The sequence below is a fragment of the Azospirillum mesophilum genome, assembly GCF_053470405.2.
The window spans coordinates 19,647-34,025 of sequence record NZ_JBPXMQ020000016.1; the positions used below are offsets into that span (position 1 = coordinate 19,647).

Here is a 14,379-nt window from a genome sequence, read left to right on the forward strand (position 1 = left end):
TGGGCACCGCCATAATCCGCGGCTTGCGGCAAATACAGTATGACGTACTCGTTTTAATCGTCGCGCTTTCTTCGCTTTTCTCTTTCCCTGTGCGGTGCTGTGCGCAAAATCGTCCCAGGTCACGCCGAACACTCGGCCGCTAAACCAGAGGATCAGTGCAATGAACGCTCTTTCCCACAGCGTCCGCGCCTGCGTCGATGCTTCTCACCTTCTTTCGACGGCTGATCGGTACTTCAACGCCACCATCGACACCGTGATCGCCGAGCTGCTTCAGAACGCCCGGCGCGCTGGTGCCGCCGCCGTCGCCTTCCGCGTCACCGACGACAACCTCACCATCGAGGACGACGGCTGCGGCATCGACAATCCGGAGAAGCTGCTGACGCTGGCCGGCTCGGGCTGGGACGAGAGCATCGCCCGCTCGGAAGACCCCGCCGGAGCCGGGTTCTTCTCGCTGGCGCACCGCGAGCGCGTCACGGTGCGGTCCCGCGCGTTCGAGATGGAGCTGGACCCGGCGGCCTTCGGCGGGCAGCGCGAGGTGCCCGTGCTGGCGGCGCCGGAGCGCCAGGGCACCGAGATCACCCTTTCGCTGCGGGCCGGAGAACGGGCGCAAGCGGAGCACGCGGTGCGGTCGCAGGCCCGGTTCGCCCCGCTGCCGGTGACGCTCAACGGCGCGCCGGTCGAGCAGCAGCCCTTCCTGGCCGGGGCGGCGCACGTCAAGAACTGGCGGGGCTTGCGGATCGGGGTGTTCGCGGATCGTGTGCACCGTCCGGGGCGCACCCTGTACGGCACGACGGAGATCAACTTCCACGGCCTGACCGTCCCGGTGAAGCTGCCCGACGTGGAGGACGCCGCCGCGCCCGGCGGCAAATGGGTGGTCTTCGTGGACGTGGACGACGCGCCGGAGCTGGCGCTTGTCCTGCCGGCCCGCCGCGAGGTCGTGGAAAACGCTTTCCTCGACGAGCTGCGCAATGCGTGCCGCGTGGCGATCTTCGAGTGCGTCGCCGCCAGGCCGAAGCATCGGCTGCCCTTCCAGCGGTGGCAGCAGGCCCGTGAACTCGGCATCGACGTGCCCGAGGCGGAGCCGTGCCTGCCCCTGTGGCAGCCGGGGACCGCGGATCGGGACGCCTACGAGCCGCTGCGCGAAGGCCGGTCGCTGGCGGAGGTGGCCGACCCCATCCTGGTCGATGTGGGCGAGGTGTGCCTGGAGCAAGCGTTGGCGGGCGCTGCCGGTGCCGCGTTCGACCGCATGTATGAGGCACGCCCGGCCTACGCCGGCTATTCCTGGTACCCGACCAGGCGCATCGACGACTTCGGCATCACCGTCACCGCCGTCGCGGGGGAGCGCGCCGTCACGCTGACCGACACGGAGGCCCCCGACCTCGACACGCTGGTGGACCGCATCGACGTGTCCGTGTCGGTGATGGCCGAAGGCGATGAGCCGGTCGAGACGCTGACCGGGACCATCCCGGCCTTTGCGTTCGAGGCGGACAGCATCGAGTTCACCGCTTGGTGGGTGGCGCGGGACGCCGGCCAGGGAGCCGCGCACACGATCCTGATGAACATGACGTTCAACCCGTCGGATGACGCCGACGCCGACAGCTACGACACGCAGCGGGATGACTACCGGAGCACCGTGTCGTGGCACCTGACCCGCCTGCTGACCGGGGACGGCGAGGCGTTCAAGCAGGCCATCGCCACCGCCATCGAGCGGCTGTACTTGCGCACGCCGGACGGCGGCCCCGCCAAGTTCGTGCTCGCCTTCGACGGCGAGGGGCGCTTCACGGGCGTCGAGCCGCTGGTGGAGGCCGCGGCGGGCGAGGCGGCGGTCTCCTGACCGTCGCGCGGTGCCGTGCCGCCCCATCCCGAGGCCCAGGCGCGGCGCCGGGCCTCGGGCGCTGCGTATTGACGGCGGCGGATGCGGACACGAAGATCGCGCCACCAATCGTAGGCGATACAGAGGTTGCCGTGTCCCGTATTGACTTGAATGCCCACCAAGCGCAACTCGCCGCCGACCTGCGGGCGTGGCAGCGCGAGACGGCGGACGTGCTGAACGATCTCATCAAGGTTCAGGACGAGATCGCGGCGGCGCGCCCTCTGCCCGGTTCCGACAAGGATCGAGCGCTTCAGGCACGCCTTTACCATTGCGAGCAGCACTTCCAGGCGGTCGATCAAGCGCGAGCCAACATCGAGCAGGCCCTCCAGCGCGTCACCTCGATGATCAGCCAGGGTGGCGGGGCTCCCCGCCGCTTCCCGGCCCCGGCGCCCACCCCCGCGCAGCTCAAGGCGCGCGATATCTTCGTGGCCGGTTTCGCGCTCCTGCGCACCATCGCTCCAACGCTGCCCGGCCACCTGTACGGCGATGCCGGGGAGGTGCTGGGCTGCCACGATCCCAGACAATGGAATCCGGTCGAGGTCGAAGCCCTGCTCAACGTGATCGGGCATCTGTCCAACGGCCTGGAGAACTTCGGCGATCTCGTGGCCGCCGACAACCCGGTCGCCCTGGAACGGGATACGGCCTGGATCGTGGAGCGCATGGAGCGCATCGCGGTGCCGGAGCGTGTGCTCGGCATGGCCGTCTGGCAGCGCTTCTGCGAGGTGATCGGGCGTCCTCTGGGGAACCCCCTCGCCGTCCAGGCGACCGCGTAGCGCGCCGCCAGCTCCGTTTCGACGGTCCCGAGCCGGCTGGCCGTTCGTCTCCGACCACCGCACCTTACGGAACGCCTCAAACGCTTCGTCGGCCGTCATCCGCAGGATCGCCTTGGCGCTGAGCGTCCGGGCGGCGGCGGAGAGGAGAAAGTGTTGGGCCATGACGGGCGTCCCCATCGGGTGGTGATGGACGCAGATTATTGGCGTGACGCCAACTACGCCAGATCTAATATTGGTGTGACGCCAACTTCCTCCGTTGACGGGTTGGCGTGAGTGCAATATGATGCCTATATCAAGACGATGGAGACAATGATGGCCACCCTGATCACCAGCCAGCACTATCTGAACGACGACATCGTTGAGGAAAAGCGCGGCGCTCGTGATTACGTGGTCACCCTTTCTCCCGAGTTCGAGTATGCCGGTGATCGGTATCAGGTCATCATCGACGGCACCCACTCGTTCGCCGCCGCTCTGTTGGACGGCATTGAGCCCGAATTCGAAGTTGCCGGCCGCGAGAACGATACCGTCATCCTGCTGGATCGCGGCGACATCGAAGGCTTTCTGGAAGCTCAGTGGAACGATGGCGACTACCACCATTTCTGCAAAGAGTTTGTCGAGGCCGGCATCGCCCGCACTGTCTGGTAATCACCGCACACCACAAGGGGGCTCCCCATGAGCACACAACAAACCGAACGGTGGTACGCTTTCCGCGCCTACAACAGCCAGACCTTGTACGGCTGGGGCACTGCGGCGGAGGCCGCGCGCTACGTCGACGCCATCAACGTTGGCAAGGAAATCAACCTCTACGGCATCGACGAACTGTCGGCCGAGCAGATTGAGGATCTGGGACTGGAGAAGCGCGACGACGTTTTCAGCCTGGAGGACGAGCTGCGGGGTTCGCGCCGTGAACACTGATGCGAACCCGCTTTGGGCGCATCAGAAAGAAGCTGTAGCGGCGGCCTTAAACGAACTGAACCGGAGTGGCCGGACGCAGTTGCGCATGGCCTGTGGCACCGGAAAGACCAGGGTTGGTCTTGAGGTGGTCCGTGAGGTTCTTCCGGATGGCCTGAGCGTGTGGCTGTGCCCGACCATCGAACTGATGGCTCAGACTGCAATTAGGGCACGTGAACTGCTTGGCTCTTCGGTGACGCGCGTGATTGTCGGAGGGGCTGGGGAGATCGACGGTATTACCACCTGCCAAACCGCCGCTGATGTTCTCGAAGCCCTACCGCCAGCAGGAGTGATCTTCTCGACGTACTCCTCTCAGGCGGATGTCGGTGCTGCGCTTCGCCGCACCGGACGGCACGCGGCGTTGATCGTCGCCGACGAAGCGCACAAGGCCGCAGGGCCGGCAGACAAACTCTTTGCTTGGTGGCAAAGCGACAACAATCTCCAAGCTGACCGCCGCCTTTCCATGACCGCCACCCCACGCATAGTGCGCGGTGGCGTCGAAGGCATGGACATTCTGTCCATGGACGACTTCGAGGCTTTCGGCCCTGTCGCCTTCGCCTACTCTTTCGCGCAAGCTCTTGCCGATGGCGTCATCTGCGACATCGATGCCCTCATCCCAGTGATCGAGGGGGCTGATACCTTGTCTGCGCGCGTCGATGCACTTTGCCGTGTCATCGACGAACACGGATTGCGCAAAGTGATGTCGTTTCATGCGACAGTTGCAGAGGCTCAGGCGTTCTCTGACCGTCTGAAACACATCGGCCGTCACGCGCTGCATGCCAACGGCCGGTCAACGCGTGAAGATGTTCAGGCGGCGCGTGAAGCCCTTGCCGGCACGAAACCTGTTGTCGTGACCAACGCTAGGCTGTTCTCCGAAGGCATCGACATCCCCTCCCTGGATGGAGTTTTCTTCGCCTCGATCAAGCGCAGCGTTGTTGATATCACGCAGCAGATCGGCCGGGCTGTTCGTAAGGCTCCGGGGAAGGAGCGCGGTTACCTAATCCTGCCGCCGGTCGCCAAAGTGGTCGCGGAGGATCTGGGACGCGGGCAGATGGCCCCTCTGTGGCGGATTGTGTCGAGCGTGCTGGAAATTCAGCAGCCAATGGATGAGCGGTGGGATTACGGCCAGCCCCATATCAAGCTGAAGGTCGTCGGAGGGTCGGAAGCCGATGCGGTCGCAGCCGAGACTGGACTATCGCGTCTGGTCGAAATACGCCGGATCGGGCTAGCCGATTATGGCTTTGTGAAGACGGCCGACAGGGTCGCCCAGTTTATCGAGCGAGGCGGGCGAGCGTTCTCGGCGTCGTCCCCGTACCGAACGTGGCTTTCTGAAGCCGCTCGTTCCGCGAAGGAGGGGCGACTGAATGAGGTTCGGCTCTCGGCTTACGGTCGTGTGCGCGCAGCCATCATTAAGGTCCATGGCGAAAAGCGACAGCGCATGGAAGCGTACGTCGAGGCCGTTGAGAATGGCGATCCACCTGATGAAACGCTGTCAGCCTCGTTGAAGCGTCTCGGTCGGAACCCAGCGTTCTCGGATCTAGCAGAGCGTCTCGCCCTGGCGCAAAAGGAGCGACGGGTGGCCGGACGAGGCCGAATGGTCAAGTTCCTGGAAGCATACGAAGCCGGCGAACCGACGACCATAGACCCTAGCGCCTACGCCACCTTGTTCAAGGGAAACGCCTATCACGACCTCCTGCCGCGATTCCGCGTCGAGTTCGAGCGTCGACAGGCGGCCAAGGAAGCCTTAAAGGCCCGCGCAGTTGAGTTGAAGAGGAAAGGCATGGGAACGATGGCGATAGCGCAGGAGCTTGATGTGACCCCCGCAACCGTTCGTCGGTGGACCGCATGACCACCTTGCGCGATCTAAGGAAGAAAACCGGCCTTACCCAGGCTGGATTTGCCTTCTTTGCCACTGGAGAGGGCGAGTCTGGTAACGCCACTGTCTCCAAATGGGAAAGCGGTAAGCTGAACGCCAGTCGATCCACCGTGGCCCTATACATCATGGCATCCATGCTGACGCCCGAACAGATGGAAGAGGCCCGGCGCAGAATGGATGAGATGCTTCCGCCGGCATGACCGGACCCACCACGCTCACCAAGGCCCGCCCTCACCCGGCGGGCCTTTCGTTTGCGTATGGTCGGGCTTGGTGAATCTGCTACCTAATACCGGGCTTTTCTTGTGCCTGCTCAGCGTGCCGGGCACCGCGGCACGCGGGCGGCCTTGCGAACACCCTGGTTCGCACTTCTTGTCCTGAACGGATGTTTTTTGTCCGTTGCGTATGAAGCGCGTAAATAACTGACATGAAAAGCGACTTCCGATAAAAAGATTAAACGCTTTTCGGCACCTCTTTACTTGTTGTTGCTCTGGCCCTTCCGCGCAATCCTTCCCAAGCCCAAGCGGCGAGCCAAGCAACGCAAGGAGGCGAGCGTGCCGGACACCACCATCAATGTCGTCGTCGAGTATGGGATGTCCATGCAGGCGTACGGTTCCAGCACCCTCGCCATTGCGGTGCCCGGCGACGCCGACGAGAACACGGTGGCCGAGCTTGTGCGCGCCGCCGTGCGGAAGGCGCACGACGCCGGCACCCTGATCGCCGGGTGGAAGCCCGCCCCCGACACCGCCGACGACTACCGCGTCGTGAGCCTGCGCGTGGCCGAGGATGGCCCGGTGATCGATCCGGACGGCTTCCCTTTGGACGAGTCCGGGAACCGCTATCTCACCAAGGCGGAGCGCGCCGTGTTCGACGCGCCGGACGGCCGCGCCCTGCTCCGGGCCGCGCCGCAGATGCGCGAGACGCTCGACCTGCTGGTGGCGCTGCTGGGCAACTGGAAGCGCGAGGCCCTGGTCGCGCACGGCCTGGACGATCTCTTCGACCGCGCCACCGCCGCGCTGCCGAACGCAACGGCCAAGGAGTGACACCATGAGCCTCGCTTCGAACGCCACCGCTCCGGGTGCCGCCAAGGTGTCCCTTCCGAACGGCACCCTGGCCGGCTGGGACGAGCAGCTGCGCCTGATCGGAGCGATGCCGCTCGACGGCAGCGGCGACGACCCGACCGGCGTCCTCAACAGCTATCGGTGCGACTGCGGGGCCGAGTGGACCGACACCTGGGACTGCGCGGTGGACGACGACTGCCCGGCCTGCGGCGCCCGCCACATCAGCCCTTACCTCAGCGAGGACCTGGACCCATGAACACCGTCCCCGAGACCGGCCCGGACGAGGTCGTGTCCAAAATGGATTTCGACGCGGTGGTCGCCGCGCTCGCGGTGCTGACCCCGGTCGCGCAAATGCTGCACACCCTGCTGTATCAGGCCGGCTCCACGACGGCCAAGCAACCGCCGTCGCTGGTGGAGGCGAAGGAGCTGCTCGCGCGGATCGGCGCCAAGGTCGAGTGGCTGCTACCACCGGCCGGCTACCGCTGGCAGGACGTGACGGTCAGTCCGACGAATGTCGTCGCGGTGCCGCTCGCTGGTGCGGAGGCCCTGCCTTCCAGCGCCGGCGCCGGATCGCTGCCGGGCAAGATCGCCAAGACGATCCTCACCGTCACCATCCTGCATCCCGTCGACGAGAGCCCCGAGGGCAAGCCGCTGGACGCCATCGGCCGTGAACTCGACGACGGCGGTTGGATCGGCCAGATCGCCAGCGCCTCGGTGACCGCCGTTTCCGACGACCGAGTGCGCGACGAACTGATCGCGCTTGGCAACGACGGCACGTTCTTCGACACGCTCCTGGACAGGCAGGACGGCTGACGCGCCACTGGCCAGCGTTCTCCCAACCGTCCCCATTCCGGCCTGACGGCGACACTCCAGCGCCCCTCTTCCCCGCTTGCTTTTCGCGGAGGCCACACTCATGCCCATCACGACCTTCGACGCCGCCATCCTCAAGGCGCTCAGGCCCGAAATCGACGCCGCACTGGCGGATCTCGGCCGGAAGCACGGCATCACCTTGCGCGCCGGCAACGCCACCTTCGACGGCGTCATCGCCTCTGTTAAACTCGAACTGGCGGTCGCCGGGACGAGCAAGGAGGCCGAGGCCTTCAAACAGTTTCACAAATCCTATGGGCTGGCGCTGGAGGACCTCGACCGGGAGTTCGTGCTCGACAAGGTGATGTACCGGCTCAAGGGGTTGGCTCCGGGCCGCAAAAACCCCATCGTGTTGGAGCGGCTGAAGGACGGGAAGATTTATCTCTTCACGGCATCCATTGTGCCGCAGCTCAAGGCCGCTCCCCCCTCTGCACCGGAATCCTGAACGATCCCAGGGCACTCCGACCCAGAATCCGAGCCGGTTACGCCGCCCCCGCCTGCCACACGTCACCGGTTCGCGATGTGAACAACGTCACAGTCCGACGGCTTATACCCCGCTATTTCAGAGCGCACCGACCAGAAGGATGGTGAGCGATGACTACGGTTTCGAGTGCATCACTGGCAGCGGCGTGCGCCCGCCCCGACGGAGCTTCGACGGTGCGCCTGCCTGGCCGCGTCACGTCGTTGCGCCTTGAACGCGTGTTCATGGACGGCTTGGCGGCGATTGCCGCTGAAAAGGGCATCTCGATCAGCGCGCTGGTGGCGGAGATTGATTTGGCCCGTCGCGCCGGAGGCAACGCCGACAACCTGTCCCGCGTCATCCGCGCCTACGTGACGCGGCATTTCATCGAGGCCGCTCAGCGGCTCCAGCAGCAGGCTGCCGGGGCATCAACCGCAGAGGCCGCGAGCGCGTCCGAAGTGGCCCAGAACAACTCCCTGGCCGACACGACCGGCGTGCCGGACGGCCAGGATGGTGGTCGGGGGGGCTCGTTAGGCGAACCTCCGGTGACTGTCCAGACCTCGACCGCGCCGCCGCGCAAGGGGCCGTTGTGGACGCCGTCCATGGTGATGCCCGCCGCCACGATCCGTCGCCGCCGGACCACGGCCGTGCGCGCCCAGTCCGACGCCGCGTGACGGTGGCGATGGCGCTGCGGGTTGTGGACTCACCAGCCATGGCATGACGATGGTGATGCTCGCCCTGGACGCTCCGGTGATCCCCGCCGAACTCCCTCTCGCCGAGCGCGAGAGCGCGGCCCTGTTCGCCTTGCTCGGGCTTTGGATGGTGGACGCCTTCGGCCAGGTCGAGCGCATCGTCGGCTTCCGCCGGCAGCGTGGTCGCGGAGCCGGCTGGTTCGTTGCCGTGGAGCGGACGGGCTTGTTCGGTTGGTTGGAGCCGAGGGAAGTCTGGCCCGCCGCCGTCGGGGCGCTCGCCGGCCAGACGGCGGTGGATGCCCAGTGGTCCGAGTACGCGTGGGGAATGATCGCGCACCGGCTCCAGGAGCAGTCGGTGGTGCTGTGCCAGCACCTGGCCGACGCCGTGTGCGTCGCGCGTGCGCGGCGGTACTGGAGCCATCTGTTCGAGGTCACGGGCAGCGGCCCGCTGTGGACGCGCGCTGACGCTCAGGAGGACCGCCTGCGGCGGCGGATCATCCTCCGGCGGGCATGCCGCACCGCCCTGCCGCCGGAGGCCGTCGATCTGCTGCGGCGCTACCTGGAGGCCGGGGCGGTCGAGCCGCGGTTCCAGTCCGCCGAGTATCGCGCCCTGTGCCGGCGCCTCCACGACGAGCGCGATCCGCTCGGACGGTCCGTCTGGCGCTTCGTAATGGCGAACGACCAGGAGGTTTGGCGGTTCGCCCGCCAGTTTTGGTCTCGGTTCGAGGATCGCTTCCAGCGCGCGCGGGAACGGCGTCTTGAGCGCTGGTGCGCGGCGCAGCCAGGCGTCGCCTACTGCCATCCAGCGGGATGACCGGCGCTGGGCGCCGGCGGATCGTCGTCCGCCGTCAGGCGCCAACCGCCTGATGGAAAGCGGCGATCGAGCGTTCAGCCACCATATGCAGATCAAGGCTGGATGTGGCGGGGCCGAAGACGGCGACGGCCCCCAGCGACAGGCTGTACGCCATCTCCGCGGGATTCTCGCAGTCCTCGATCGCCACCCCGGCTTCGAATGCGGAGTGCAGGACCAGAGCGTCTAGGCCCGGTTGCTCGGCGTGGTCTTCGGCGATGGCCAACAAGGCGCCGATCAGTTCGCCGTGCTGGCTGGTGATGGCGAGGGCTGCTCGCAGTCCGGCAACGGTCTGGAACGCCGATCCGGGGCGAAGTGTCGCGTGTATGCCGACCGATACGGTCAATCCAGCTTCACCCCGCTGAACAACGACCACATCGCCACCTTCGGCTTCACGAATGATCGCCGCTTGGGCGCGCAACTCGGTCAGGCCCGACCACCCCATCTCCTCCGCCATTTTCGGCGGCAGGGGGAGAAAGCATGGGCCGCTGGTCCTTTCCTCGCCAATGTCGCGGAGGTCCTTCTCCGCTTTGGCTTCAGCTTCGGCCCGAACGACTTGCATCCAGTTGCGCAGTTCGATCAGCGTGTTCGCCGTAGCATCGCCGACCACCAGCAGCGGCGCCTCGTTCCCCCGCATCTCCGCGGCGAGCTGCTCCGGGAAATCATAGTCAGCATAACAAACCGAAAGGGCGCCTCCCGGTCCCCAGATCAGGAGGTCGTGGAATTCCTCGCCGGCGACCGTCGCAACCAGGTCAAGCATGCAACCGACGACATCCCCGTATTCCTTGCAGATCCGCATCGCCGCCTTGCGGGCTTTGGCCGAGCGGAAGTCCTCCGGTTCGCGGCACGTGTCGTCGTTGAGGAAATCCACCAGCAGCCAAACGCTGTCGTCGATGTTGCGGAAAATTCCGACGGTGGCGGTCTTTTCAAACTTCAGGATTTGCCCGACCAGGGCGTTGAGTGCCCGCGCCCGGTCGGCGAGGTTCCGGATGGCGTGTCCGGCGTGGCCGTATCCAGTGCCGATGAGGCTCGCCACGTTCGACAGCGGCAGCGTTGGCGGGTTGAGCTTGCGAGCGCCAACGGTCGAGGGAGTCGATGGTCTGTCACCAGCGGCCGCATAGCGGTCGAGCACCATGGTCAGGCTCGGGTATCGGCTCCGCTCGGTTGGGATCGGGGCGGGGTTCTCGCCAGGCTCCTCGCCGAGAGCGGCCATCGCGTCATCAAACGCTTCCATGTCGGGTGCGGCCGCGGGCTGGCCGTGGTCCTTCTGCTGCGCCTGCGTGTAGGCCCACAGCATGGCGAGCAGGAGGGCGGATTCGCGATCCGACATGCCCTGTTGCTGAGCGAAGTTGAGTGTGCCCAGCACCACGACCGCTGCGGCGGTGGTGGGGGGAAGCTTATGCTCCTGTCGAATGAGCATGTAAGCATCCGCGACCCGCTGAAACGCGGCGCTTTCCTGGGCGAGCGCGAGCGGGACAGCGAAGTCTTCGCGAGTGGCTTCGGCGTCTGGAGAGTCAGCGGCCAGCACGAACTCGCCGAGCATTTGGTGCCAGCGTGCGAGGCCCGTGTCCTCCATGACGTACCGCCGCTCACCTGTCGGCAGCTCAGCCGCGCCCTCACCATAACTCGCTGCCATGTAGTCGAGGGCGCGGGCGAGCAGAGCGTAGGTCATAGCCTCTGCCGGCAGGTCATCGTCTTCAATGCAGATGGACTGCTTGGCTTCTTCGACGTCGGATCGGGACAGGAAGGGCGGAATCATGGCCGGGGTCCGGGCTCAAGGATGGTCGTGTCATTCCACACCTGGTTCAAATTCAGCGCAATGCGGCGAAAGGGTGAATTTAGCATGCAAATGATCGCGCGGCTTTCCGTGGTCAGGCCCTGGTTAGGCCGCGCGCCGCCCTGTTGGACATGTTCGTGTCTGGTTGGGATTTAATTTAGTGCGGTCTGCGGCAGTTCCGGTGCTGCGGCTCCACGTTAAACGCGATTAATCGTCTAATTAAACGTTCTCGTCTGGCGTCATTCTTGTTGTTGATCGTGGATCACTGCGAGACGATAGCGCTCAGTTCCACAGCGCAACCGCGCTCATCAAAGCAAGAGGCTAGAATGGTTGACGCGAATTCTTTCGCTTCGGCGGCGTCTCGCCTGACCGCTACTTTCGTCCGGCAGGTCTGGATCGGGGACAACGCCCATGAGCTTGGGCGGGACATCATCGACGTGACCGACAAGGTGCTTCGCCTCACCGCCGCCGACATCAAGGCGTTGCCGGCCAGCCCCGACAACGACCATCTGGCCGAGGATACGGACGTCGGCAGGTCCCACGACGGGCCGTTCGAGGTGGAGGTGGACGAGGCGGACCTGTGCGACTTCTTCGGCATCCGGTGCCTGGAGGACCTGACCGACGCCACCGTGGCGGCCCGCCGCACGGCCGTGGCCGCGGCTGCCACGCGGACCGCCCGGAGCATCGACATCGAGCAGCTTCTGAAGGACGTCGCCGGCCGGCAGGGTTGGAACGAGGCCAGCCAGATCGCGGTACTCACCGACTTCCTTGACGATCTGGTGGTTGTCGGGAAGATCTCCACCGGCGACTTTGCCGACTGGCTCGATGAGATCGTGGCCGAGGAAAACGGCGAGGCGGCGGGCGTCGACATCGCCGCGATCACGCGCGAGGCCCTCGCCGGCCGGCGTGTGCCGTCCGCCGCGCCCACGGGCGCCGAACCGGCCGCGCCGGCGGCCGACCCCATCCAGGCGCTGATCGAGGAGTTCGGCGGCGAGCGTGGGGTCTGGGGCGAGCACCCCGACTACCCGCGGTCGGACTGGCGCTGCGAGGTCGCGAATGATGACACCAATCTCGGGTACTGGCCGTGGGTGGCCCACGAAATCGAGGTGAAGGAGAGCGAGGCCGAGGAGGGCGACGACGTTTGCCGAACCTGCGGCGGCCGCGGTGCGGCTGGCGGTGACAGCTACGACGGCGAGTGCCCCTCCTGTGCCGACCGAACCGCTGAGGATCGGGATTTCGCCACGGAGCGCGCGTGATGACCAGCGGCTTCAAAATCGGTGATCGCGTCTGGCAGAAGTTTGCCAGCCCCGATCACGTCGGCGCCGTCGACGCCATCGACCCCGACCGCGGCAATCCGTACACCGTGCGCTTTGACAACGGGGTGACCGGCGATTCCCGTGCGCACCACCTCCGTCGCGCCGAGGGGGAGCAAGAGGCTCAGCGGCTTCCCGAGGTCGGTCAGCGCATCCGTCTGGTCCGCATGGGCCCGGACCCCTGCCCTATCGAGGCCGGCGCCACCGGCACCGTTCGGTCCGTCAGCATGTTCAAATACGGCCCGCCGGGGCACGTCCAGATCGGCGTCGACTGGGACAACGGCCGGACGCTGATGCTGGCCCTGCCGGAAGACCGGTACGAGATCCTCGACTAGCGCCACGGAGCGTGTCGGCCAAGGACGCGCTCCCTCCCCCGCTCCCCACCAAAGATCAATCGCCGCCGGCCCCATCGCCGGCGGGATGGAGGTTCGACATGCACAAACCCCGCAAACCCCGCCTGGCCGGACTCTTCGTCATTGCGATCGGCCGCCCTGGACCTGCCCGCTTGTACGCCAGCGGCGTCACCGTCGAACGCACCCTGAGCGCGACCGCCGATCCCGCCCAGGCATCGACCGGCTCTCGGTCCGAAACCGCCAGCGTCCTGGCTCACTGGCGCACAGTCATGGGGCGGGAGGACATCTTCGCCGTGCCGCTGGCACGGGCGCTTCCCCCCGACCATCCGTGGCAGAAGCCTCAGCCGGCTTGCGCTTGAGCGCCCCGGTCTTCGTGCAACGCCGGAGCCGCTGGAACGCATCCCAAACGGACGGCCCCGCATCAGGAGGTGGTTCATGCCCAACATCGCGCACACCTACATCGAGTTCCGCGGTCCGGCGGCTCTGGTCCCGGCCATGGGTGACATCGCGCTGCCCGGCGGGCGGTGGGGGAACGAAATCGACTTGGTGAAGCTCGCCGGAGGCCCGTTCCCCCCGTACGGCATCGTTGATGGGATGCACGTCGCCAGCGGACCGGGGCATCTTCGTGTCGCCCTCCGGGCGGTCCACGACGACGACGCATTCCAGATTGCCGAGGTGGCCTCGCGACGCCGGCCGGACATCGAAGTGGTCGCGCTGCACGTCCCGACCGAAGGCTGCCGGACGCGTGTCGTTTTCAAATCCGGCGTCGAGATCGCTCGATCCCTGGAGGGTTCCACCGAGAACGCCTGGGACGCCCTGTCGCCGCATGACAATGGCGCTGATCTTTGCCTGTTGTGATGTCTGTTGTGTATTTATTCTCTGGTTCTTGTCGCATCCGTAAACGTTGGCGTGGTGGATATTGGTCATTGTGCAAGTGCCAGCATCGCGTAGCCTGTCCATAGAACTTCGCCATCTGGAGAGTTACATGGTCACGACGCCGGACACTCTGCGCCGTTTTACTACCAGCGACGGCTATCATGTTTTCTTTCTCGATGGCGTGTGGCGGGACGGCCTGTGCGCGGCGGCGACCGACATGACCTTCGATGGCACCGTTGAAGGTCCGGTTTCCGACTTCGACGAAGGCCCCCTGCCGGGCGTGCTTGACCTCGTGCAGCCCGTCCTGCGCGTCGAATGGATCGACGGGCCGCGCACCGGCCAAGTGGCGCGGGTGCCGATGATCGGCCTGCCCGACATGCTCCAGGTGGGCGGGGTGAGCAGCACCGGGTGGCGGCTTGCCCGAGGACACGCGCCGGATTGGGTCGCTGAATGCCTGGAATACGGCATCAACGAAGGCGCGGACCTCCAGGGTTCGCGGCGCCTTGCGGACACCGCCGACGACGAGGGCGACGGCGCGGGCGCCCTGCTGAACCTCGCCTATCGGGTCGAGTTCCTGCCGGTGCCGACCACGACTCCCTGACCTCCAACCGCCCCAGCGCCATCGCGCGCGGTCCCCTGCTGCCTGTTGAGGAGTGCTGC

Annotated in this window: 18 protein-coding genes; 17 read left to right on the plus strand and 1 reads right to left on the minus strand. The window is 66.0% G+C overall.

Annotated features, from left to right (window positions below):
* The first annotated feature begins 160 nt into the window (after positions 1 to 160).
* The 12 genes from ACSVC7_RS16720 to ACSVC7_RS16775 all read left to right on the plus strand — a co-directional run bounded on the left by ACSVC7_RS16720 (position 161) and on the right by ACSVC7_RS16775 (position 9,364).
* A complete protein-coding gene (locus tag ACSVC7_RS16720) occupies positions 161 to 1,834 on the plus strand; it encodes a hypothetical protein (protein WP_448205325.1) in 1,674 nt (557 codons plus the stop codon).
* A gap of 131 nt (positions 1,835 to 1,965) precedes the next feature.
* Positions 1,966 to 2,646 (plus strand): hypothetical protein, encoded by a 681-nt coding sequence (locus ACSVC7_RS16725; RefSeq protein ID WP_448205326.1) that lies wholly within the window; start codon positions 1,966 to 1,968, stop codon positions 2,644 to 2,646.
* Positions 2,647 to 2,958: 312 nt separating this feature from the next.
* A complete protein-coding gene (locus tag ACSVC7_RS16730; RefSeq protein ID WP_448205327.1) occupies positions 2,959 to 3,291 on the plus strand; it encodes a hypothetical protein in 333 nt (110 codons plus the stop codon).
* A gap of 27 nt (positions 3,292 to 3,318) precedes the next feature.
* A complete protein-coding gene (locus ACSVC7_RS16735; RefSeq protein WP_448205328.1) occupies positions 3,319 to 3,561 on the plus strand; it encodes a hypothetical protein in 243 nt (80 codons plus the stop codon).
* Positions 3,551 to 5,446, plus strand: a complete 1,896-nt coding sequence (locus tag ACSVC7_RS16740) for a helix-turn-helix domain-containing protein (protein WP_448205329.1) — start codon at positions 3,551 to 3,553, stop codon at positions 5,444 to 5,446. Before ACSVC7_RS16735 ends, ACSVC7_RS16740 begins: the two co-directional genes overlap by 11 nt.
* A complete protein-coding gene (locus ACSVC7_RS16745) occupies positions 5,443 to 5,673 on the plus strand; it encodes a hypothetical protein (RefSeq protein WP_448205330.1) in 231 nt (76 codons plus the stop codon). Before ACSVC7_RS16740 ends, ACSVC7_RS16745 begins: the two co-directional genes overlap by 4 nt.
* Positions 5,674 to 6,024: 351 nt before the next feature.
* The gene (locus ACSVC7_RS16750) at positions 6,025 to 6,513 is read left to right on the plus strand and encodes a hypothetical protein (protein WP_448205331.1); all 489 of its coding nucleotides are present in this window, start codon (positions 6,025 to 6,027) and stop codon (positions 6,511 to 6,513) included.
* A 4-nt stretch (positions 6,514 to 6,517) separates the two neighbouring features.
* A complete protein-coding gene (locus tag ACSVC7_RS16755) occupies positions 6,518 to 6,787 on the plus strand; it encodes a hypothetical protein (RefSeq protein ID WP_448205332.1) in 270 nt (89 codons plus the stop codon).
* Positions 6,784 to 7,344, plus strand: a complete 561-nt coding sequence (locus ACSVC7_RS16760; RefSeq protein WP_448205333.1) for a hypothetical protein — start codon at positions 6,784 to 6,786, stop codon at positions 7,342 to 7,344. Before ACSVC7_RS16755 ends, ACSVC7_RS16760 begins: the two co-directional genes overlap by 4 nt.
* A gap of 100 nt (positions 7,345 to 7,444) precedes the next feature.
* Positions 7,445 to 7,843 carry a hypothetical protein gene (locus tag ACSVC7_RS16765; RefSeq protein ID WP_448205334.1) on the plus strand — a complete coding sequence of 133 codons (399 nt, stop codon included), beginning with the start codon at positions 7,445 to 7,447 and terminating at the stop codon, positions 7,841 to 7,843.
* Between the two features lie 149 nt (positions 7,844 to 7,992).
* On the plus strand, positions 7,993 to 8,532 hold the full coding sequence (locus ACSVC7_RS16770) for a ribbon-helix-helix domain-containing protein (RefSeq protein WP_448205335.1): 540 nt from the start codon (positions 7,993 to 7,995) through the stop codon (positions 8,530 to 8,532).
* A 43-nt stretch (positions 8,533 to 8,575) separates the two neighbouring features.
* A complete protein-coding gene (locus ACSVC7_RS16775) occupies positions 8,576 to 9,364 on the plus strand; it encodes a hypothetical protein (protein WP_448205336.1) in 789 nt (262 codons plus the stop codon).
* A 34-nt stretch (positions 9,365 to 9,398) separates the two neighbouring features.
* Here ACSVC7_RS16775 and ACSVC7_RS16780 read toward each other — a convergent pair whose 3' ends face one another.
* Positions 9,399 to 11,159, minus strand: coding sequence for a hypothetical protein (locus tag ACSVC7_RS16780; protein ID WP_448205337.1), 1,761 nt, complete (start codon positions 11,157 to 11,159; stop codon positions 9,399 to 9,401).
* A gap of 344 nt (positions 11,160 to 11,503) precedes the next feature.
* On the opposite strand from ACSVC7_RS16780, the gene ACSVC7_RS16785 reads away from it, so the two are divergent.
* The 5 genes from ACSVC7_RS16785 to ACSVC7_RS16805 all read left to right on the plus strand — a co-directional run bounded on the left by ACSVC7_RS16785 (position 11,504) and on the right by ACSVC7_RS16805 (position 14,320).
* On the plus strand, positions 11,504 to 12,433 hold the full coding sequence (locus ACSVC7_RS16785; protein ID WP_448205338.1) for a hypothetical protein: 930 nt from the start codon (positions 11,504 to 11,506) through the stop codon (positions 12,431 to 12,433).
* Positions 12,433 to 12,825 (plus strand): DUF4314 domain-containing protein, encoded by a 393-nt coding sequence (locus tag ACSVC7_RS16790; protein WP_448205339.1) that lies wholly within the window; start codon positions 12,433 to 12,435, stop codon positions 12,823 to 12,825. Before ACSVC7_RS16785 ends, ACSVC7_RS16790 begins: the two co-directional genes overlap by 1 nt.
* Positions 12,826 to 12,923: 98 nt before the next feature.
* Positions 12,924 to 13,202 carry a hypothetical protein gene (locus tag ACSVC7_RS16795; protein ID WP_448205340.1) on the plus strand — a complete coding sequence of 93 codons (279 nt, stop codon included), beginning with the start codon at positions 12,924 to 12,926 and terminating at the stop codon, positions 13,200 to 13,202.
* A 76-nt stretch (positions 13,203 to 13,278) separates the two neighbouring features.
* Positions 13,279 to 13,701 carry a hypothetical protein gene (locus tag ACSVC7_RS16800; RefSeq protein ID WP_448205341.1) on the plus strand — a complete coding sequence of 141 codons (423 nt, stop codon included), beginning with the start codon at positions 13,279 to 13,281 and terminating at the stop codon, positions 13,699 to 13,701.
* A 127-nt stretch (positions 13,702 to 13,828) separates the two neighbouring features.
* On the plus strand, positions 13,829 to 14,320 hold the full coding sequence (locus ACSVC7_RS16805; protein ID WP_448205342.1) for a hypothetical protein: 492 nt from the start codon (positions 13,829 to 13,831) through the stop codon (positions 14,318 to 14,320).
* Positions 14,321 to 14,379: the final 59 nt, after the last annotated feature.